Origin of the sequence: Buchnera aphidicola (Takecallis arundicolens) (assembly GCF_964058945.1) — a bacterium.
GTDB lineage: Bacteria > Pseudomonadota > Gammaproteobacteria > Enterobacterales > Enterobacteriaceae > Buchnera_L > Buchnera_L aphidicola_AH.
Window position 1 is genome coordinate 357252 of the sequence record NZ_OZ060369.1, and the last position, 19394, is coordinate 376645.

The 19394-nt window shown below is 28.8% G+C and carries 27 protein-coding genes, 2 tRNA genes and 2 rRNA genes; 4 read left to right on the plus strand and 27 right to left on the minus strand.

Features of this window, described 5'->3' with window-relative positions:
• Positions 1 to 9 precede the first annotated feature (9 nt).
• The gene (locus AB4W50_RS01670) at positions 10 to 654 is read left to right on the plus strand and encodes an adenylate kinase family protein (protein ID WP_367677042.1); all 645 of its coding nucleotides are present in this window, start codon (positions 10 to 12) and stop codon (positions 652 to 654) included.
• A gap of 41 nt (positions 655 to 695) precedes the next feature.
• Here AB4W50_RS01670 and AB4W50_RS01675 read toward each other — a convergent pair.
• Positions 696 to 769, minus strand: a tRNA-Arg gene (locus tag AB4W50_RS01675).
• Between the two features lie 99 nt (positions 770 to 868).
• Between AB4W50_RS01675 and folD the strand changes: the two genes are divergently transcribed.
• The gene (gene folD / locus AB4W50_RS01680) at positions 869 to 1759 is read left to right on the plus strand and encodes a bifunctional methylenetetrahydrofolate dehydrogenase/methenyltetrahydrofolate cyclohydrolase FolD (protein ID WP_367677043.1); all 891 of its coding nucleotides are present in this window, start codon (positions 869 to 871) and stop codon (positions 1757 to 1759) included.
• Here the strand turns inward: folD and cysS are convergent.
• From cysS to AB4W50_RS01715, 7 genes are all read right to left on the minus strand, one after another.
• Positions 1754 to 3001 carry a cysteine--tRNA ligase gene (gene cysS / locus AB4W50_RS01685; protein ID WP_367677044.1) on the minus strand — a complete coding sequence of 416 codons (1248 nt, stop codon included), beginning with the start codon at positions 2999 to 3001 and terminating at the stop codon, positions 1754 to 1756. The genes folD and cysS overlap by 6 nt on opposite strands.
• A 173-nt stretch (positions 3002 to 3174) precedes the next feature.
• Positions 3175 to 3384 (minus strand): transcription antiterminator/RNA stability regulator CspE, encoded by a 210-nt coding sequence (gene cspE, locus AB4W50_RS01690; protein ID WP_158349571.1) that lies wholly within the window; start codon positions 3382 to 3384, stop codon positions 3175 to 3177.
• 408 nt (positions 3385 to 3792) lie between these two features.
• Positions 3793 to 3909: ribosomal RNA gene (gene rrf / locus AB4W50_RS01695) — 5S ribosomal RNA — on the minus strand.
• 72 nt (positions 3910 to 3981) lie between these two features.
• Positions 3982 to 6889 (minus strand): 23S ribosomal RNA (locus AB4W50_RS01700).
• Between the two features lie 153 nt (positions 6890 to 7042).
• A tRNA-Glu gene (locus tag AB4W50_RS01705) sits at positions 7043 to 7115 on the minus strand.
• Between the two features lie 121 nt (positions 7116 to 7236).
• Positions 7237 to 8085: a shikimate dehydrogenase gene (aroE, locus tag AB4W50_RS01710; RefSeq protein ID WP_367677045.1), complete on the minus strand. Its 849-nt coding sequence runs from the start codon at positions 8083 to 8085 to the stop codon at positions 7237 to 7239.
• The gene (locus tag AB4W50_RS01715; protein ID WP_367677046.1) at positions 8063 to 8653 is read right to left on the minus strand and encodes a Sua5/YciO/YrdC/YwlC family protein; all 591 of its coding nucleotides are present in this window, start codon (positions 8651 to 8653) and stop codon (positions 8063 to 8065) included. Before AB4W50_RS01715 ends, aroE begins: the two co-directional genes overlap by 23 nt.
• Positions 8654 to 8791: 138 nt before the next feature.
• Between AB4W50_RS01715 and def the strand changes: the two genes are divergently transcribed.
• Both def and fmt read left to right on the plus strand, forming a co-directional pair.
• Positions 8792 to 9235 carry a peptide deformylase gene (gene def / locus AB4W50_RS01720; RefSeq protein WP_367677047.1) on the plus strand — a complete coding sequence of 148 codons (444 nt, stop codon included), beginning with the start codon at positions 8792 to 8794 and terminating at the stop codon, positions 9233 to 9235.
• Between the two features lie 32 nt (positions 9236 to 9267).
• Entirely contained in the window at positions 9268 to 10239 is a 972-nt protein-coding gene (gene fmt, locus AB4W50_RS01725) for a methionyl-tRNA formyltransferase (RefSeq protein WP_367677048.1), read from the plus strand.
• A 50-nt stretch (positions 10240 to 10289) separates the two neighbouring features.
• Here fmt and rplQ read toward each other — a convergent pair whose 3' ends face one another.
• The 19 genes from rplQ to rpmC all read right to left on the minus strand — a co-directional run bounded on the left by rplQ (position 10290) and on the right by rpmC (position 19390).
• On the minus strand, positions 10290 to 10664 hold the full coding sequence (gene rplQ, locus AB4W50_RS01730; protein WP_367677049.1) for a 50S ribosomal protein L17: 375 nt from the start codon (positions 10662 to 10664) through the stop codon (positions 10290 to 10292).
• Positions 10665 to 10717: 53 nt separating this feature from the next.
• Positions 10718 to 11704 (minus strand): DNA-directed RNA polymerase subunit alpha, encoded by a 987-nt coding sequence (rpoA, locus tag AB4W50_RS01735; protein ID WP_367677050.1) that lies wholly within the window; start codon positions 11702 to 11704, stop codon positions 10718 to 10720.
• A gap of 33 nt (positions 11705 to 11737) precedes the next feature.
• Positions 11738 to 12358 carry a 30S ribosomal protein S4 gene (gene rpsD / locus AB4W50_RS01740; protein WP_367677051.1) on the minus strand — a complete coding sequence of 207 codons (621 nt, stop codon included), beginning with the start codon at positions 12356 to 12358 and terminating at the stop codon, positions 11738 to 11740.
• Between the two features lie 24 nt (positions 12359 to 12382).
• Complete coding sequence (rpsK, locus tag AB4W50_RS01745) at positions 12383 to 12772, minus strand: 30S ribosomal protein S11 (RefSeq protein WP_367677052.1); 390 nt, start codon at positions 12770 to 12772, stop codon at positions 12383 to 12385.
• Between the two features lie 19 nt (positions 12773 to 12791).
• Complete coding sequence (rpsM, locus tag AB4W50_RS01750) at positions 12792 to 13148, minus strand: 30S ribosomal protein S13 (RefSeq protein WP_367677053.1); 357 nt, start codon at positions 13146 to 13148, stop codon at positions 12792 to 12794.
• 77 nt (positions 13149 to 13225) lie between these two features.
• Positions 13226 to 13342 (minus strand): 50S ribosomal protein L36, encoded by a 117-nt coding sequence (gene rpmJ / locus AB4W50_RS01755; protein WP_367677054.1) that lies wholly within the window; start codon positions 13340 to 13342, stop codon positions 13226 to 13228.
• 54 nt (positions 13343 to 13396) lie between these two features.
• Complete coding sequence (secY, locus tag AB4W50_RS01760; RefSeq protein ID WP_367677055.1) at positions 13397 to 14725, minus strand: preprotein translocase subunit SecY; 1329 nt, start codon at positions 14723 to 14725, stop codon at positions 13397 to 13399.
• A 4-nt stretch (positions 14726 to 14729) separates the two neighbouring features.
• Positions 14730 to 15170 (minus strand): 50S ribosomal protein L15, encoded by a 441-nt coding sequence (rplO, locus tag AB4W50_RS01765; RefSeq protein ID WP_367677313.1) that lies wholly within the window; start codon positions 15168 to 15170, stop codon positions 14730 to 14732.
• A 4-nt stretch (positions 15171 to 15174) separates the two neighbouring features.
• Positions 15175 to 15357 (minus strand): 50S ribosomal protein L30, encoded by a 183-nt coding sequence (rpmD, locus tag AB4W50_RS01770; protein WP_367677056.1) that lies wholly within the window; start codon positions 15355 to 15357, stop codon positions 15175 to 15177.
• A 5-nt stretch (positions 15358 to 15362) separates the two neighbouring features.
• Positions 15363 to 15866 (minus strand): 30S ribosomal protein S5, encoded by a 504-nt coding sequence (gene rpsE / locus AB4W50_RS01775; RefSeq protein WP_367677057.1) that lies wholly within the window; start codon positions 15864 to 15866, stop codon positions 15363 to 15365.
• A 13-nt stretch (positions 15867 to 15879) separates the two neighbouring features.
• A complete protein-coding gene (gene rplR, locus AB4W50_RS01780; RefSeq protein WP_367677058.1) occupies positions 15880 to 16248 on the minus strand; it encodes a 50S ribosomal protein L18 in 369 nt (122 codons plus the stop codon).
• The gene (gene rplF, locus AB4W50_RS01785; protein ID WP_367677059.1) at positions 16248 to 16784 is read right to left on the minus strand and encodes a 50S ribosomal protein L6; all 537 of its coding nucleotides are present in this window, start codon (positions 16782 to 16784) and stop codon (positions 16248 to 16250) included. Before rplF ends, rplR begins: the two co-directional genes overlap by 1 nt.
• A gap of 16 nt (positions 16785 to 16800) precedes the next feature.
• A complete protein-coding gene (gene rpsH / locus AB4W50_RS01790; RefSeq protein ID WP_367677060.1) occupies positions 16801 to 17196 on the minus strand; it encodes a 30S ribosomal protein S8 in 396 nt (131 codons plus the stop codon).
• 36 nt (positions 17197 to 17232) lie between these two features.
• Positions 17233 to 17538 carry a 30S ribosomal protein S14 gene (gene rpsN, locus AB4W50_RS01795; RefSeq protein WP_367677061.1) on the minus strand — a complete coding sequence of 102 codons (306 nt, stop codon included), beginning with the start codon at positions 17536 to 17538 and terminating at the stop codon, positions 17233 to 17235.
• A 15-nt stretch (positions 17539 to 17553) separates the two neighbouring features.
• The gene (gene rplE, locus AB4W50_RS01800) at positions 17554 to 18093 is read right to left on the minus strand and encodes a 50S ribosomal protein L5 (protein WP_367677062.1); all 540 of its coding nucleotides are present in this window, start codon (positions 18091 to 18093) and stop codon (positions 17554 to 17556) included.
• 16 nt (positions 18094 to 18109) lie between these two features.
• Complete coding sequence (gene rplX, locus AB4W50_RS01805; protein WP_367677063.1) at positions 18110 to 18427, minus strand: 50S ribosomal protein L24; 318 nt, start codon at positions 18425 to 18427, stop codon at positions 18110 to 18112.
• 24 nt (positions 18428 to 18451) lie between these two features.
• Positions 18452 to 18820, minus strand: a complete 369-nt coding sequence (gene rplN, locus AB4W50_RS01810; RefSeq protein ID WP_367677064.1) for a 50S ribosomal protein L14 — start codon at positions 18818 to 18820, stop codon at positions 18452 to 18454.
• A gap of 121 nt (positions 18821 to 18941) precedes the next feature.
• Entirely contained in the window at positions 18942 to 19196 is a 255-nt protein-coding gene (gene rpsQ / locus AB4W50_RS01815) for a 30S ribosomal protein S17 (protein ID WP_367677065.1), read from the minus strand.
• Positions 19193 to 19390, minus strand: a complete 198-nt coding sequence (gene rpmC, locus AB4W50_RS01820; RefSeq protein ID WP_367677066.1) for a 50S ribosomal protein L29 — start codon at positions 19388 to 19390, stop codon at positions 19193 to 19195. Before rpmC ends, rpsQ begins: the two co-directional genes overlap by 4 nt.
• Between the last annotated feature and the right edge of the window lie 4 nt (positions 19391 to 19394).

Below are 19394 nucleotides of genomic sequence, written 5' to 3' on the forward strand. Positions count from 1 at the left end.
AACTTATATATGAAAATTATAATTTTTGGACCGCCGGGATCAGGAAAAGGAACACAGTCTAATTTAATAATGAAAAAATATAATATTCCAATAATATCTACAGGCGATATCTTGCGTAATATTATGCTTAAAAAAAATCCATTAAGTACAGTTATTAAAAAAAATATAAAAAATGGAATGTTAATTGAAGATAATATAATAATTAATTTAATCATTACAGAAATAAAAAAAACATATATGTATGGTTTTATATTAGATGGTTTTCCAAGAAATATAACACAGTTACAAATCATGAATGAAAAAAATATTAAAATTGATTATATTATTGAGTTAATACTTAATAAAAAAATAATTTATGAACGTATTTTAGGAAGACGTATTCATGTTAAATCAGGAAGAATATATCATATTAAATATAACCCACCAAAAATTCCAGAACAAGATGATATTACTAATGAAAAATTAATTACTCGAATTGATGATAATATTAAAACTATTAAAAAAAGATTAATAGAATATCAAAATATGCATAATATTATGATAAATTACTATAAAAATCAAAAATATAATAACATGACAAAATATGCACAAATAAATACTGAACGATCAATAGAAAGTGTATTTTCTGAGATTAAAAAATTTATAAAATCATAAAAAATATATTTTTACAAATCAATTAATAATTATCAATAAAATACGCTCTATAGGATTCGAACCTATGACCTACGGCTTAGAAGGCCGTTGCTCTATCCAACTGAGCTAAGAGCGCAATATAAAATAATACAATTTATAAAATTTTTTATTAAATAAAATTATACTACATTAGTACATTAAAATCTATATTTAAATACAAAAATCAGGATAAAATATGATAAACAAAATTATGAATGGATCTATTCTTGCTAATGAAATAATTCAAAAAATAAAAAACCAAGTAAAATATGAAACGCGTTTTAGAAAAAGACCACCAGGATTAGCAGTTATTTGGATAGATAATAATGAATCATCTAAATTATATGTTCAAAAAAAAAGAATTGCTTGCAATAAAGTAGGTTTTTTTTCAGAAGAATGGAAATTAAAAAAAACAATTACAGAAATGGAAATAATTAATTTAATTGAAAAATTAAATTTAAATAATAATATTGACGGTATATTAGTACAATTACCATTACCAAAAAATATTAACACCAATAATATTATTGAAGCAATTTATCCTAAAAAAGATATTGATGGATTTCATCCTTATAACATTGGATGTTTATGTCAAAAAAAACCAAAACTGCGACCATGTACTTCTAGAGGTATTATTAAAATTTTAAATAAATATAACATTAATATGTATGGTATGAATGCAACAATAATAGGAGCTTCAAATATTGTTGGACGTCCTATGGGATTAGAACTACTATTATCAGGATGTACAACAACCATCACACATAGATTTACATCAAATCTAAATGAACATATTTCTAAATCAGATTTAATTATTGTAGCAGTTGGAAAACCAAATTTTATAGATGAAAAACATATTAAACCTGGAGCAGTAATTATTGATGTAGGTATTAATAAAATACCGTCTCAAAATATCATTGTAGGTGATGTAAATTTTGAAAAAGTATTACCAAAAGTTTCTTATATTACTCCAGTACCAGGAGGTGTTGGACCAATGACTGTTGCGACATTATTAAAAAACACATTAGAAGCTTATCAAGAAAAATATGAATATAGATACTTTAATGTAATATATAAAATATTATAATTTATCATTTTTTTTTAAAAAAACAGATGGATTTTGGTTTAATAACCCAATTGTATTTGACAAATGTTTTAATTGATATAATAATTGCATCGTTACACACATATTATTTTGTGTAATAGATATGTTTACTGCTTTTAATAAAGAAAATAATATAGATATTGCGCAAGGGGTATTAAAATCATCATGAATAGCATTGTAAAACTTTATACAGAAATCCTGATATTTTAAAGAAAATTCTGTTTTTAATACAGAATGATTATAATCTAATTTATCTAATGCAATGTACAATTTTCGTAAAGATATTTTTGATTGTATTAAATTATTGACATTATATAAAAGCGGTTTACGATAATGTGTTAATAAAAAAAAATATCGTATAACTTCAGCATCATATACTTTAAGTAAAGTATGTAAAAAAACAGTATTTTTTAATGATTTAGACATTTTATTTTTTTTAATTAATAATGAACCTACATGTATCCAATATTTTCCATACGATGGAACATCATATAACACAGTAGACTGTGCTCTCTCATTTTCATGATGTGGAAATAATAAATCCACACCTCCCCCATGAATATCAAGATGTTTTCCAAAATATTTATCATTTATTGTAGAACATTCTATATGCCATCCAGGACGACCCAAACCCCATGGAGAATTCCAATTTGGTGTATCTTGAACATCTAATTTTTTCCACAAAACAAAATCATGTGCAAAAAATTTATTTGAATAACATGTACTATTTTTCAATTGATCTAATTTTTGCCGAGATAGTATACCATAATTCTGATAACTTGAAATAGAAAAAAGAACATCACCATTTTTAGAAATATACGCATTTTTTTTTTCAAGTAGTTTTTGTATTATCAAAATAATATCTTGAATATGTAATGTTATTCTAGGTTCAATATCAGGTTTTAATAAACCTAAATTTAAAAAATCTCGCTTCATAGATTGAATCATTCTATTTGTTAAATCAACCACACTTTCATGATTCAGATTAGCTGCTTGTATAATCTTATCGTCAATATCAGTAATATTTCGTATGTATTGTACTTTATATTTAGAGTATTTCAAATACCTAACAATCATATCAAATACTGTAAATGTCCGAGCATGACCAATATGACAATAATCATATACAGTAATACCACATACATATATATTAACTGATTTTAAGAATATAGAAGAAAACACCTCTTTTTTTTTAGTTAGAGTATTAAAAATTTTTAACATCATGAACTCTTATATAAAATGTTTATATTACGTATAATATAAATATAATGAAAAATATATATATTGTAAAAATATTACATAAAAATGTAATTTCACCACAGAACGGTAGTAATATATTTGCACTGTGGCGAGTATGTTATATTAATAATAAAAAATTTAATTAATAAATACAACAATTATAAACTAACAACATTAGCCGCAGATGGTCCTTTTGCACCTTCAGTAATCTCAAATTCAACACTTTGACCTTCTGACAAAGTCTTAAATCCGTTACTTTGTATAGCTGAAAAGTGCACAAAAACATCCTTACTACCATCTTCTGGAGTAATAAAACCAAAACCTTTTGATTCATTAAACCACTTCACATTACCTTTAATCTTAGACATCAAAATTACCTTACTTATAACCAACAAATAAAAACTTTAACAGTACTTTAAAATGGATATTAACACAATATAATTATATAAAGGTTTCTACATTCACCACTAAAAAAAAGTATTCAAAAATTACCACACCATTACAATGATAAAAAAACATTTATAGTTTCAAACAATGATCCAAACTATTAATATTAATTATTAATAAATGTAAAAATAAATAAATTAGATAAATATGTAATAAATAAAAACTATAAATTATGTTTTAATGTTTGATTTTAATATTTTTACTAGAGGAATTTTATTACGAGGAGTTTAAGAACGGAGTTATAGGATGGAATATAATTGTATTTTAATAAATACAAACTTATAAAATAATCATAAATTTTAAAATAAAATTTTATAATTAAAAACATACCCTGGTAATTTCCTACTCTTGCACGAGGAGAGCCTCGTACTACCATCGGCGTTATAATATTTCACTTCTGAGTTCGGTATGGATTCAGGTGGTACCATTATGCTATTTTTACCAGGGTATAAAAAAATAAAATCATATTTTAAAATTTTTTAAAATATAAAATTAATAAAAAACAACTACAGTATTGTAAGATCAAGCCTCTCGGGTCATTAGTACTGGTTAGCTCAACATATCACTATGCTTACACACCCAGCCTATCAACGTTGTAGTCTTCAACGTCCCTTCAGTAGACTTTCGTCTCAGGGAAGACTAATCTTGGGGCAAGTTTCGTGCTTAGATGCTTTCAGCGCTTATCTTTTCCGCATGTAGCTACCGGGCAATGCCATTGGCATGACAACCCGAACACCAGTGATGCGTCCACTTCGGTCCTCTCGTACTAGAAGTAGACCCCCTCAATCTTCCTACGCCCACGGCAGATAGGGACCGAACTGTCTCACGACGTTCTAAACCCAGCTCGCGTACCACTTTAAATGGCGAACAGCCATACCCTTGGGACCTGCTTCAGCCCCAGGATGTGATGAGCCGACATCGAGGTGCCAAACACCGCCGTCGATATGAACTCTTGGGCGGTATTAGCCTGTTATCCCCGGAGTACCTTTTATTTGTTGAGCGATGGCCCTTCCATACAGAACCACCGGATCACTAAGACCTGCTTTCGCACCTGCTCGCGTTATCACGCTCGCAGTTAAACTGGCTTATGCCTTTACACTAACCTCACGATTTCCGACCGTGATTAGCCAATCTTTGTGCTCCTCCGTTACTCTTTGGGAGGAGACCGCCCCAGTCAAACTACCCACCAGACACTGTCTCTATACCGGATTACGGTATTAGGTTAGAAGACTAAATTTTAAAGGGTGGTATTTCAAGGTTGACTCTAATAAACCTAGCGATTTATCTTCTCTGTCTCCCACCTATCCTACACATTAAAAATCAATATTCCATGTCAAGCTATAGTAAAGGTTCACGGGGTCTTTCCGTCTTGCCGCGGGTACACTGCATCTTCACAGCAATTTCAATTTCACTGAGTCCCAGGTGGAGACAGTCTGGCCATCATTACGCCATTCGTGCAGGTCGGAACTTACCCGACAAGGAATTTCGCTACCTTAGGACCGTTATAGTTACGGCCGCCGTTTACCGGGGCTTCGATTAAGAGCTTCAAGTTTTAACTTTAACCCCCTCAATTAACCTTCCGGCACCGGGCAGGCGTCACACCGTATACGTCCACTTTCGTGTTTGCACAGTGCTGTGTTTTTAATAAACAGTTGCAGCCAGCTGGTATCTTCGACTAATCTCGGCTAAAAAAGCAAGTTTTTTCACCTAACATTAGTGTGCCTTCTCCCGAAGTTACGGCACCATTTTGCCTAGTTCCTTCACCTGGGTTCTCTCAAGCGCCTTGGTATACTCTACCTAACCACCTGTGTCGGTTTTGGGTACGATTTAATTTCACCTGTAGCTTAGAGGATTTTCTTGGAAGTGTGGTATTAATTACTTCATTACCGTAGTAACTCGTCATAACGCCTCAACTTAAAAATAACCGGATTTGCCTAGTTATTATATCTACACGCTTAAACCAGGATATCCGTTACCTGGATAATCTAACCTACTCCGTTTCCCCTTCGCAGTAAAATTAAGCACAGGAATATTAACCTGTTTCCCATCGATTACGCCCTTCGGCCTCACCTTAGGGGTCGGCTTACCCTGCCCCGATTAACGTTGGACAGGAAACCTTGGTTTTTCGGCGAGCAGGTTTTTCACCTGCTTTATCGTTACTCATGTCAGCATTCGCACTTCTGATACCTCCAAAACACTTTACAATGTTTCTTCACAGGCTTACAGAACGCTCCTCTACCCAATAAAAAAATAATTTTTTACTGCCACAGCTTCGGTATATAGTTTTAGCCCCGTTAAATCTTCCGCGCAGGCTGACTTGACCAGTGAGCTATTACGCTTTCTTTAAATGATGGCTGCTTCTAAGCCAACATCCTGGTTGTCTATGACTTCCCACATCGTTTCCCACTTAACTATAATTTTGGGACCTTAGCTGGTGGTCTGGGTTGTTTCCCTTTCCACAACGAACGTTAGCACCCGCTGTGTGTCTCCCGTGATAACATTCTTCGGTATTCGGAGTTTGCATCGGATTGGTAAGCCGGTATGGCCCCCTAACCGAAACAGTGCTCTACCCCCGAAGATGAATTCACGAGGCGCTACCTAAATAGCTTTCGAGGAGAACCAGCTATCTCCCGGTTTGATTGGCCTTTCACCCCTAGCCATAGGTCATCCGCTGATTTTTCAACATCAGTCGGTTCGGTCCTCCAGTCGGTTTTACCCGACCTTCAACCTGCCCGTGGCTAGATCACCGGGTTTCGGGTCTGTATCTTGCAACTTAACGCCCATTTAAGACTCGGTTTCCCTACGGCTCCCTTATACAGTTAACCTTGCTACAAAATACAAGTCGCTGACCCATTATACAAAAGGTACGCAGTCACCTGATACATTAGGCTTCTACTGCTTGTACGTATATGGTTTCAGGATCTATTTCACTCCCCTAACCGGGGTTCTTTTCACCTTTCCCTTACGGTACTAGTTCACTATCGGTCAATCAGGAGTATTTAGCCTTGGAGGATGGTCCCCCCATATTCAAACAAGATTTCTCGTGTCCCGTTCTACTTTTTGAGTCCACTAATTTAATTTTTTTAATATACTGGGCTATCACCATGTTTCGCTATTTTTTCCAAAATATTCTAATAAAAATTAAACAGATTATAACTCTGGGCTGTTCCCTTTTCGCTCGCCGCTACTAGGAGAATCTCAATTGATTTCTTTTCCTCAAGATACTTAGATGTTTCAGTTCTCTTGGTTTGCTTTATTAACCTATTTATTCAGTTAACAATGACATTAAAAATGTCGGGTTTCCCCATTCGGAAATTACCGGCTATAACGCTTCTTATCAGCTTACCGATACTTTTCGCAGATTAGTACGTCCTTCATCGCTTCTGATTGCCAAGGCATCCACCATATACGCTTACTCGCTTGATCTGACAATCTATAGTTGTTTTATATTAATTTTATATTTTTAAAGAGCGCTTTAAATTTTATATCTTATATTATATAAAATATAAAATTTAAAATTCAATAAATACATAATAACATAAAATGTTATTTTTGCATACATATTTTTTATTTTAAATTTGTCCCCTAGGGGATTTGAACCCCTGTTGCCGCCGTGAAAGGGCGATGTCCTAGACCTCTAGACGAAGGGGACTAAATAATCTAAAATAATAAAATATAAAAAAATAAATCTAGAAATTATTTACATAAGTATAAGATATTATTATTACAAAACATCAGAAAATAATCAATATTTTTTTATATGATATCACTCACTATTCACAAAAATATTTTTTATTTTTATTTAAAAGATTAATTACAGATTGCACATTTGGAAAAATTCCGTTCCATAAATAAAAAGAATATGCCGCTTGACTAACTAACATACCAATTCCATCTGCATAATAGATACCACCATGATCTTGATACCATTGTAAAAATGGTGTTAACTTATCATCATAAAATAAATCATAAAATACTGTACGTTCAGGATAAAAAATAGTATTGTCAAGAAAAAAACTACATTCTTGGTGTATACCAGCAGATGTAGCATTAATCACTACATGATAATTTAAAACCTTTAGATCATCAATTCTAATTGCTTTAATAAAACCAAATTTTTTAAAATATGAAGCTACATGCAAAGCGCGACTGAATGTTCGATTTACAATATCAATAGAACAATTTAAAGATAACAAATTTGGTATAATACCTCTTGCTGCCCCACCAGCACCAATTAACAAAATCTTTTGATTCATATGAATAAAATTTAGTCTATTCAAATCATATAAACAACCAATACCATCTGTATTATCTCCCAAAATTATGTTATTTTTTAATTTTTTTAAAACATTAACAGAATGAGTCATTTGAGCTCTTCTCGTTACAATATGTGATAACTTATATGCTTCTTCTTTAAATGGTACTGTAACATTAGCACCTTGCCCATATGTTTTAAAAAATTCTAATACGACATTTGAAAACATATTATTTTCAACTTGTTTAATATTATAATCAAACATCAAACCCGTATTATGTGAAAAATATTTATATATAATAGGTGACTTAGAATGATGTACAGGATTACCAAATAACAAATAATTATATTTTTTTTGAATAGGCATTACGAACATATTCTCCAGTTAAAATATTAAAAATTTTTGAAGGATATAAAAAATTACCAATGTTACCATCTAATATTGGAATATCAGATCCAAAATATTTTAATACATCTTTTACAGTACGTGATTCTGGCATACCAGTAAAATTTGCACTAGTTGATATAATTGGCTTACCATAATATAAACATAATCTTTTTACAACAGGATGTTTTGTAACGCGTACAGCAACTAAATTAGAAAAACCAGTAATCCAATTTGAAATATTGGATCGAGCAGGTACTAAAAAAGTAATAAAACCAGAATATAAAGAAAATATTTTTTGTTTTTGAAAATCAGATAATCTACATTCATTAATATATGGTATTAATTGATTATAAGATGCAGCGACTAAAATTAAACCTTTTCTTTTACTCCTATTTTTTAATTTTAATAAATTTATTATAGCATCATCACTATCAGGATTACAACCCAAAGCAAACACTGCTTCTGTAGGATACGCAATAATATAATTTTTATTTAAAAAATCTATACACTTTAAAAGTGATGTATATATATGACATGTTTTTAACATACATTTATTTCAATTAATTATGTTGATAATAGAACAAATATTATATAGTATCATAGAATAATAACTATCATTACATATATTATATATTTTACAAACTCTTATAATATTAAATTATACTCATTTATATATAACATTAATATGGCAATACTAAAAATATTAAAATATCCAGATAAAAAATTACGATTAATAGCAAATCCAGTAAGATCAGTAAATAAAAAAATTCAGAATATAATAAATGACATGTTTGAAACTATGTATAATAAACAAGGTATAGGTTTAGCTGCAACACAAGTTGATATTAAATTAAATATTATCGTTATTGATCTAATGATAAAAAAATACCAACCAATAGTTCTTATTAATCCAAAAATAATAAAAAAAATAGGTATCATACAAACCAAAGAAAGTTGTTTATCAATCCCTGGAATCAGTAAAAAAATTACTAGAGCAAAAGAAATTAAAATAAGTGCATTAAATTATTACGGTAAAAAAATATATATCTCAGCACATGAACTTCTTGCAATATGTATACAACACGAAATGGATCATTTAATTGGAAAATTATTGATTGATTATTTATAATATCATAAATTAAAACAGTAACACAATATAATATGAACGATAAAAAAAAAAAAATAAAAATCATTTTTGCAGGTACTCCACATTTTGCAGCATGCCACTTAGAAACATTAATAACATCAAAACATATAATATTAGGTATTTTAACACAACCAGACCGTCCTAATAAAAGAGGTAATATTACAACATACACACCAGTTAAAACATTAGCAAAAAAATATAAAATTCCAGTTTTTCAACCCATTCAAATTCAAAATACAACCGACTGTACAGAAATATTAAATATGAAAGCAGACATTATGATTGTTGTAGCATATGGAGTAATATTACCAAAATTTTTATTAAATGCATTTCCTATGGGATGCATTAATGTACATGCTTCTTTATTACCCCATTGGAGAGGTGCTGCACCAATCCAATGGGCAATATTAAAAGGCGAAAAAAAAACAGGAATTACAATTATCCAAATGGAAGAAAAATTAGATGCTGGAAAAATATTATATACAGTACCATGTAACATTCTTAATAAAGATACAACAAACAGCTTACTTCATAAACTCAGTAGAATTGGATCACAAGCAATACTAATAGTTCTAAAAAAAATAAATAATAAAAGTATTATTCCTATAATACAAGATGAAAATAAAGTAACTTATGCAACTAAATTATCAAAATTAATGGGAAAAATTAATTTTTTTACATCTGCAAAAGTGATAGAACGTATGATTCGAGCATTTCATCCATGGCCAGGAACTTATATTGAAATCAAAAATATAAAAATAAAAATTTATCAAGCAGAAATTATAAAATCAAATTTAATATATCAAATTGGTCAAATTATTAAAATAAATAAATATGGTATACAAATACAAACAAAGAAAAATATTTTAAACATTCAAAAAATACAAATACCAGGAAAAAAAATTCATTCAGTATGTAAATTTATACAAACAAAAAATAAATTATTTCAAGTTAATCAAATATTAACTACTGAAAGTATCAAGTAAATATAAACGGCAATAATATGCCGTTATATAAAACTAAAATATACAAAAATTTATTTTTTATATAAAATATCACGATCAACAAATTTCATATAAGCAATGTTTGCTTTATCTCCAGATCGAAAACCGTATTTCAAAATTTGCGTATATCCACCTGGGCGATTTAAAAAAAAAGGTCCTAATTCATTAAATAATTTTAATACACTAATATCATCTCTAATTTTTGAAAAAACTAATCTTCTATTAGCAACAGAGTCAATTTTAGAAACAGTAATTAATGGTTCAATAATGGTACGTAATTCTTTTGCTTTAGGCAAAGTAGTCTTTATAAGTTCATATTTTAATAACGAACATGCCATATTAGCAAACATAGCTTTATAATGACTAGAAGTACGATTTAAAGAACGACCACATTTTCTATGTCTCATTGGCTATCCCCATATGCATAAAAATAAAAAACACACATATTATTATATTCACCTTACGTTTTTGGAGGCCAATTTTTAATACGCATGCCTAACGATAATCCTTTTGAAGACAATATCTCTTTAATTTCAGTTAAAGATTTTTTACCAAGATTTGGTGCTTTCAATAATTCTGATTCAGTCTTTTGTACTAAATCACCTATGTGATTTACCATTTCTGTTTTTAAACAATTTGCAGATCGTACAGTCAATTCTAAATCATCAACCGACTTAAGTAAAATAGGATCAAAATCTGGTTTTTTTTCTTTAACTTCAACAACCGGTTGTTTTGTTAAATAATTTAAGTCAACAAAGGTTGATAATTGTTCAGATAAAATAGTAGCAGAACGACGCACTGCTTCTTCAGGATCAATAGTTCCATTTGTTTCTATTTCTATAATTAACTTATCTAAATCTGTACGCTGTTTAACCCTTGCCGGTTCTACAAAATATGCAATGCGTTCAATAGGACTATAACAAGTATCTAAAGATATACAACCAACATGTTTATTAATATCATGTGATGCAATTCTCGATGCAGCAGAAACATAACCAATACCTTTATTTACTTTCATAATCATATCAATTGATGCTGTTGGATCAGTTATATTACAAATTACATGTTGTGGATTCATGATAACAACACTACTATCATGTATAATATCAGACGCTTGAACAAACCCAATACCAGATTTTTGAATTTGTAAGACTGCTTGATCTTTACCATTAATTTTAATAGCTAACTCTTTAATATGCAATAATATCGTTAATATATCTTCTTGAATACCAGTTTTAGCACTATATTCATGTAAAATACCTTTAATTTGTACTTCAGTGACAGCATATCCTGGTATTGATGAGAGCAATATTCTACGCAACGCATTACCAATAGTATGACCAAAACCTCGTTCTAAAGGTTCAATGGTAACTTTAAAATAAGTTGCTCGAATTTGTTCAATATCCACTATACTTGGTTTTAATAAACCTGTCGACAAATTTTGCATTTATTCTCCCTCCCCCAATCATTTGTTTTTAATTTATTTTGAATAAAGTTCAATAATTAGGTGTTCATTAATATCCGATGCTAAATCAGAACGGTCAGGCACTCTAATAAATCTGCCTTCTAATTTATCTTTATTAATAACTAACCAAACTGGTTTTTCTCGTTGTTCTGATAATTCTAAAGAGAATTTTATCCTTTTTTGCATATTACATTTATCTCGAACTGTAATACAATCATCTGGGAATAATTGATAAGAAGCAATATTAACAACTTTATTATTTACCATAATTCCTTTATGATTAATTATTTGTCGAGATTCTGCACGTGTTGAACCAAAACCCAAGCGATATACTACATTATCTAATCTACTCTCTAAAAATATTAATAAATTTTCACCAGTATTACCTTTTAATTTCGTTGCGCGTTTATAATAATTATGAAATTGACGTTCTAATACACCATATAAACGACGTACTTTTTGTTTTTCTCGTAACTGTAACCCGTATTCAGATAATCTAGATCTTCTTGTACCTTGCTGACCAGGTAATTGATTAATTTTACATTTAGAATCAATACTACGATAACTAGATTTTAAAAATAAGTCTGTATTTTCTCTACGACTTAACTTTAATTTTGGTTTTAAATATTTTGCCATATCTAAGTCTCTCAAAATTTTAAATTATACACGTCTCTTTTTAGGAGGACGACAACCGTTATGCGGAATTGGAGTAACATCGGTAATATTTGTAATCTTAAATCCAGCAGTATTTAACGCTCGAATTGTCGATTCTCTTCCTGGACCCGGTCCCTTCACCATAACATCTAAATTCTTTATACCATACTCTTTAATAGATTCAATACATCGTTCTACAGCAACCTGTGCTGCAAAAGGTGTTGATTTACGTGATCCTCGAAAACCTGATCCACCAGAAGTCGCCCAACCTAAAGCATTACCTTGACGATCAGTAATTGTCACTATTGTATTATTAAAAGATGCATGAATATATGCAATACCATCTAAAATTTTTTTTTTAATTTTTTTCTTTGTCCGAATTGTAGATTTTACCATATTGAAATGCTCTTTAAAATTATTTTTTTATTGGTTTACGAGGACCTTTTCTAGTACGAGCATTAGTTTTTGTCCTTTGCCCTCTTACAGGTAATCCTCTACGATGTCGAAAACCGCGATAACATCCAAGGTCTATTAATCGTTTAATATGAATAGTACGTGTTCTACGCAAATCTCCTTCTACAATTAACGTAGAAATTGTATGACGTAATAAATCGATTTGTTTTTCAGTCAAATCTTTAGTTTTAATCGTTTCAGATATATTACAATTCATACAAATACTTTTAGCACGTGATTTACCTATACCATATATTGCACGTAATGCAATCATGATATGTTTATAATTAGGAATATTAATTCCTGCAATACGAGCCATTATATTCCTCTACAGTAACATTAATAAATAGTATTATTATCATAAATAAAAAAATACTATAAAAATAAATTAAAAAATTATCCTTGACGTTGTTTATGTTTTGGATAATGTGTACATACAACACGCAATACATTTTGTCTTTTTACAATTTTACAATTACGACATAATTTTTTAATCGATGCACGAACTTTCATATTTACACCATATATTTAAATTACAATAATTTAAAATAATTAAAAATATTATAGTTAACGATTCATCCTTAAAGGTGATTTCTTTAAAAAAATATTATATTTATTTGAAATCATAAATGTTTGAAATTGTGCAATAAAATCAATAACCACAACAACAATAATTAATAATGAATTTCCTCCAATAAAAAAAGGAATATGCATAGTAATTTTAAAAAACTCAGGTATCAAAACAACAAAAATAATATATAGTGCATTTAAAAAAATTAATCGATTAATAATATTATTAATATATCTTGTTGTCTGTATTCCTGGTCGAATACCTGGGATAAAAACACCAGATTTTTTTAAATTTTCAGAAATCTCTCTAGGATTACATACTAAATTATCATAAAAAAAACAAAACAAAAAAATTAATATAGAATACAATAGAATATAACACACTGTACCTGGCTTAATATAATACTCAAGAACTGAAAAAAATAAAAATCCAACATGTACCTTAAAATATGATATAACCACAGATAACAAAATAATTACACTAGAAGCAAAAATAGCTGGTATTACACCCGACATATTAATTTTTAAAGGTAAATGCGTGTGTTGCATAACATACATTTTATGTAAATTACGTTGTTTAGAATGATACAAAACAATTTTTCGATAACTACTTTCAATAAAAACAATACAAAAAATCAATACAAACAAAAGTAAAAATATAAAACATAAATAAAGCAGTGACATATGTATTAATTTCATATTTCGAATCATACTAGAAATGCTTAAAGGCATTTTAGCAACAATACCAATAAACATAATCATTGAAATACCATTACCAATTCCACATTCAGTAATCAATTCACCCAACCACATTAATAAAATTGTTCCAGTACATAAACTTAATATAGTGGTAAAATAAAAATATAAATCAGGGTGTTCAATCATTTGAGCAACACTAGATATATTCGGTAAAGTTAATGCAATTCCTATCGATTGAAATATTGCAATTAATAACGTAATATATCGTATATACTGATTGATTTTTTTTTTTCCTACTTCACCCGATTTTTTAATATTAGATAGTTTTTTTATAGTTAATGTTAGTAACTGCATGATAATAGAAGCAGAAATATACGGCATAATACCTAAAGAAAAAATTGATGCATAACTTAAAGCACCTCCGGAGAACATATTAAACAAATCAATTACTGTACCATTTTGTAATTTTAAAAAATTTGATAAAACAGTATGATTAATACCAGGAATAGGTATAAAAAAACCAACTCTGAAAATGATTATTGAAAATATTAAAAAAATAATTCTTTGTTTTAATTCTACTAAAGTATTATTCACATTATTTAATTTTGATTGTATAATAGTAGCCATATTATCAAACGGTTTCCTTAACTGTCCCACCTAACGTTTCAATAGCTACACGTGCACCTTTTGTAACTTTAATACCATGAACTACAACTTTTTTTTCTAAAATTCCTGTATTAATAATCTTTACATATCGAATATTTTTTCTAATAATATTTAAATCTTTTAATGTAATTAAATTAATACATGCACTAGATATTTTATTAATATCGGATAATCTAATTTCTTGAATAATGTATTTTTTACGTGAAACAAAACCAAATTTTGGAATACGCCGATATAATGGCATTTGCCCACCTTCAAAACCTCTCCTAATACTAACACCTGTTCTTGATTTTTGACCTTTATGTCCCCTACCACATGTTTTACCAAATCCGGTTCCAATACCCCGACCAACACGTTTATTTTTTTTTTTTGAACCGTATATTGATTTTAAATTATTTAAATACAATGTTTTATCCTTTTTTAATATCAATCATATAAGACACCTGATTAATCATACCACGAATAGATGGTGTGTCTAATCGAATTACTGTATGTCCAATATGTCGCAAACCTAATCCTATAATTGTTGCCTTATGTTTAGGTAAACGACCAATACTACTTTTAGTTTGTGTAATGAAAATTTTTTTTATCATATCTATTATCCTAATATTTCAAAAATAGTTTTATTTCTTTTAGCAGCAATCATTTCAGGAGATTTCATATTTTTTAAACCATTCATTGTTGCCCGAACAACATTAATTGGATTAGTTGAACCATAGGTTTTTGCTAAAACATTATGTATACCAACAACTTCTAAAATTGCGCGCATTGCACCTCCTGCAATAATACCTGTTCCTTTTGATGCTGGTTTCATAAAAACTTTAGAACTAGTATGTGAACCATTTACAGGATGTTGTAAAGTACCGTTTTTAATATTAATATAAATCATATTACGACGCGCATGTTCCATAGCTTTTTGTATAGCAGCAGGTACTTCTCGAGCTTTTCCATATCCAATACCTACTTTACCTTTATTATTACCAACAACCGTTAAAGCAGTAAATGAAAAAATTCTACCTCCTTTAACAGTTTTAGATACGCGATTAACTGTAATTAATTTTTCTTTTAAATCAACATGATTTTTTTTTCCGTAATTCACCATTTCACGATATCCTTTAAAATTTTAATCCTGATTTTCGTGCAGATTCTGCCAACATTTGTACACGACCATGATATTTAAATCCTGAACGATCGAATACTACAGATTGAATACCTTTTTTTAATGCACGATTTGCAATAATTACCCCAATAAAACTAGCAGATTTCTTATTTCCAGTATATGAATCCAGTTGTCTTTGAATCCCTTTTTCTAATGTTGATGCAGACGTTACAATAGTCGAAGTTTTGGTATCAAAAATCTGAGCATACATATGACGAGAAGTACGATGTATGATCAATCGTATTACATTTAAAGATTTAAGGTGATAACGTGTTTTTAAACTCCGCCGTACCCTCGAAGAGATATTTTTTTTTAAAACAATCATTATTTTTTCTTAGCCTCTTTAATACGTATTTTTTCATCAAAATAACGAATACCTTTTCCTTTATATACTTCTGGTTTACGTTTAGAACGTAAATTCGCTGCTACTTGACCAAGTAATTGTTTATTCATACTTGTTAAAACAATTTCAGTTGTAGAAATATTTTCCGCTATAATATCAGAGGGCAAACAATATTTAATTGTATGAGAATACCCTAAAGACATATTTAGTACATTATTTTTTTCAATATTAATACGGTATCCTACACCCACCAATTGTAATTTCTTTGAAAAACCAGTTGTTACACCAATAATCATAGAATTTACTAACGATCTTGTAGTACCTGCATGCATCCAACCATCCTTGGTATTTAATTTGGATTGAAAAAATATTTTATTATTATTGTATTTAATTATAACAGATTGATGAATATTATGTGACATAGATTTATTCTTATTACTAATAACAATATTATTCTTACGTAAAATCACGTTGATATTTTCAGGAACTACAATTGGATTTTTTGCAATACGAGACATATAAAAACCTCCATACTTAAGATACTATACAAATAATTTCTCCACCTATACCCATTTTATCAGCTTTTTTATTACTGATAATACCCTTCGAAGTAGAAATAATGGCAATACCTAAACCATCCATAATTACTGGTAAACTATTTTTATTTTTGTAAATACGTAAACTAGGTTTACTAACTCGTTTTATTTCTTCAATTACAGGATTACCATTAAAATATTTTAAAAAAATATTTAATACTGTTTTTTTTTCTTTTTTTTGTACTGTATAATAATCAATGTAACCTTCTTGTTTCAAAACATTAATAATAGCAATTTTAAAATTAGACGCAGGTATACAAACTTCTACCTTATTTGCTTTTTGACCATTACGGATACTAGTTAACATATCTGATATTGGATCTTGCATATTCATATTACAACTCTCTTTTTTAATATATATGTATTATATTTACCAACTAGATTTTCTTAACCCTGGAATTTCACCACGCATTGCAGCTTCTCGAACCTTAATTCTACTTAAACCAAATTTTCTCAAAAATCCATGAGGACGACCTGTTTGAAAACATCGATTACGTTGTCTAGATAAACTAGAATCGCGAGGTAAAGTTTGTAATTTTAATACTGCTTCCCATCTTGTTTCTTTTGATAATGACATATTTATAATAATTTTCTTTAATTTTTGACGCTTAACAAAAAATTTTTTTCCTAATTTGACACGCTTTAATTCACGTGCTTTCATTGATTCTTTAGCCATATTAATCCTTAAAAATTAAATCTGAAAAGGAAAATAAAACGAAGAAAGTAATGCAAAACCTTCAGCATCAGATAATGCAGTTGTTGTAATAGAAATATCTAATCCACGCACTTTGTCAATAGTATCATAATTAATTTCAGGAAATATAATTTGTTCAGATATACCCATATTATAATTCCCTCTTCCATCAAAAGATTTTTTAGAAAAACCGCGAAAATCACGAATTCTTGGTATAACTATTGTAATTAAACGATTTAAAAAATCCCATTTACGTATACCGCGTAACGTAACCTTACAACCTATTGGATAACCCTGACGTATCTTAAAACCAGCAATAGATTTTCTTGATTTTGTGATAATTGGTTTTTGACCTGTAATTAATGTTAAATCTTTTACTGCTTGCTCTAAAATTTTTTTATCATTATTTGCTTTTCCAACACCCATATTTAAAGTAATCTTTTCTATATTTGGTACTTGCATAATAGATGCATATTGAAATTCTTTCATCAATTTTTTAATAATTTCTGTTTTATACAACTTATATAATACAATCATTATAAAATCCTACTAATTATTTAATAATTTGATTATTAGATTTTAAAAATCGAACTTTTTTTCCAGAAATATATTTAAATCCAATACGATCGGCCTTTTTAGTATCAGTATTAAAAATAGCTACATTTGAAATATGTATTAAAGCCTCTTTTTTTATAATACTAGAATTAATATTTTGTGCAGGTACTCCCTTTTGATGTTTTTTAATTATATTAATACCTTTTACAATAACTTTAGATTTACTCGTTAAAATAAATTGTACTATTCCAGTTTTCCCTTTATCTTTACCAGATAAAATAATAACATGATCTAAACGATGAATTTTTAAAGCCATATTCTCCTCACATGTTTAAAATAACTAAAACACCTCTGGTGCTAAAGAAATAATTTTCATAAATTTTTCTGTTCTTAACTCACGTGTTATTGGACCAAAAATACGAGTACCAATCGGTTGATTAACGTTATTTAAAATCACGCAAGCATTGTGGTCAAAACGAATCAACGACCCATCCGAACGACGAATTCCTTTTTTTGTACGAACAACAACTGCATTAAATACTTCACCTTTTTTTACTTTACCTCTTGGTACTGCTTCTTTAATTGAAACTTTTATTAAATCACCAATTTTTGCATACCGCTTTTTTGAACCCCCTAAAACTCTAATGCACATTGCAGATTTTGCTCCAGAATTATCTGCAATACATAATATTGTTTGCTCTTGTATCATAATGTTTTATATTCCAAAATAAATTCATTCTCAATATAAATTAATTACATAGTATATACATAATATATTATTTAAAGTATCAGGAAGACATGTCAGTATTCATGTCTTCGAAAAAAAATTACTAAATAATAAACTTTTTAATAATTCTAATTAATTTCCATGACTTTGTTTTAGAAATCGGACGACATTCCGATACTTCTACAATATCTCCATTAACACATGTATTACACTCATCATGAATATGTAATTTAGTTTTTTTTTTAATAAATTTCTTATATATTGGATGTTTAATTAAACGTTCAACTAATATTACAGCAGATTTATTCATTTTATTACTTATAACTGTTCCTTGTAATGTATGTAATTTAACAGTCATGTATTATTCCTGTTTTTGATAGTAATTATTGTTTTAATACGTGCAATCTTTTTGCGAACTATTCGCAACATGTGATTTTTTTTAAATTTTCCAGAAGCAAGTTGTATCTTTAAACTAAATTTTTCACGTAATAAATTTAACAATTCAGCACGTAAATCAATAATTTTTTTTTGATGTAATACAGATAATTTCATTATA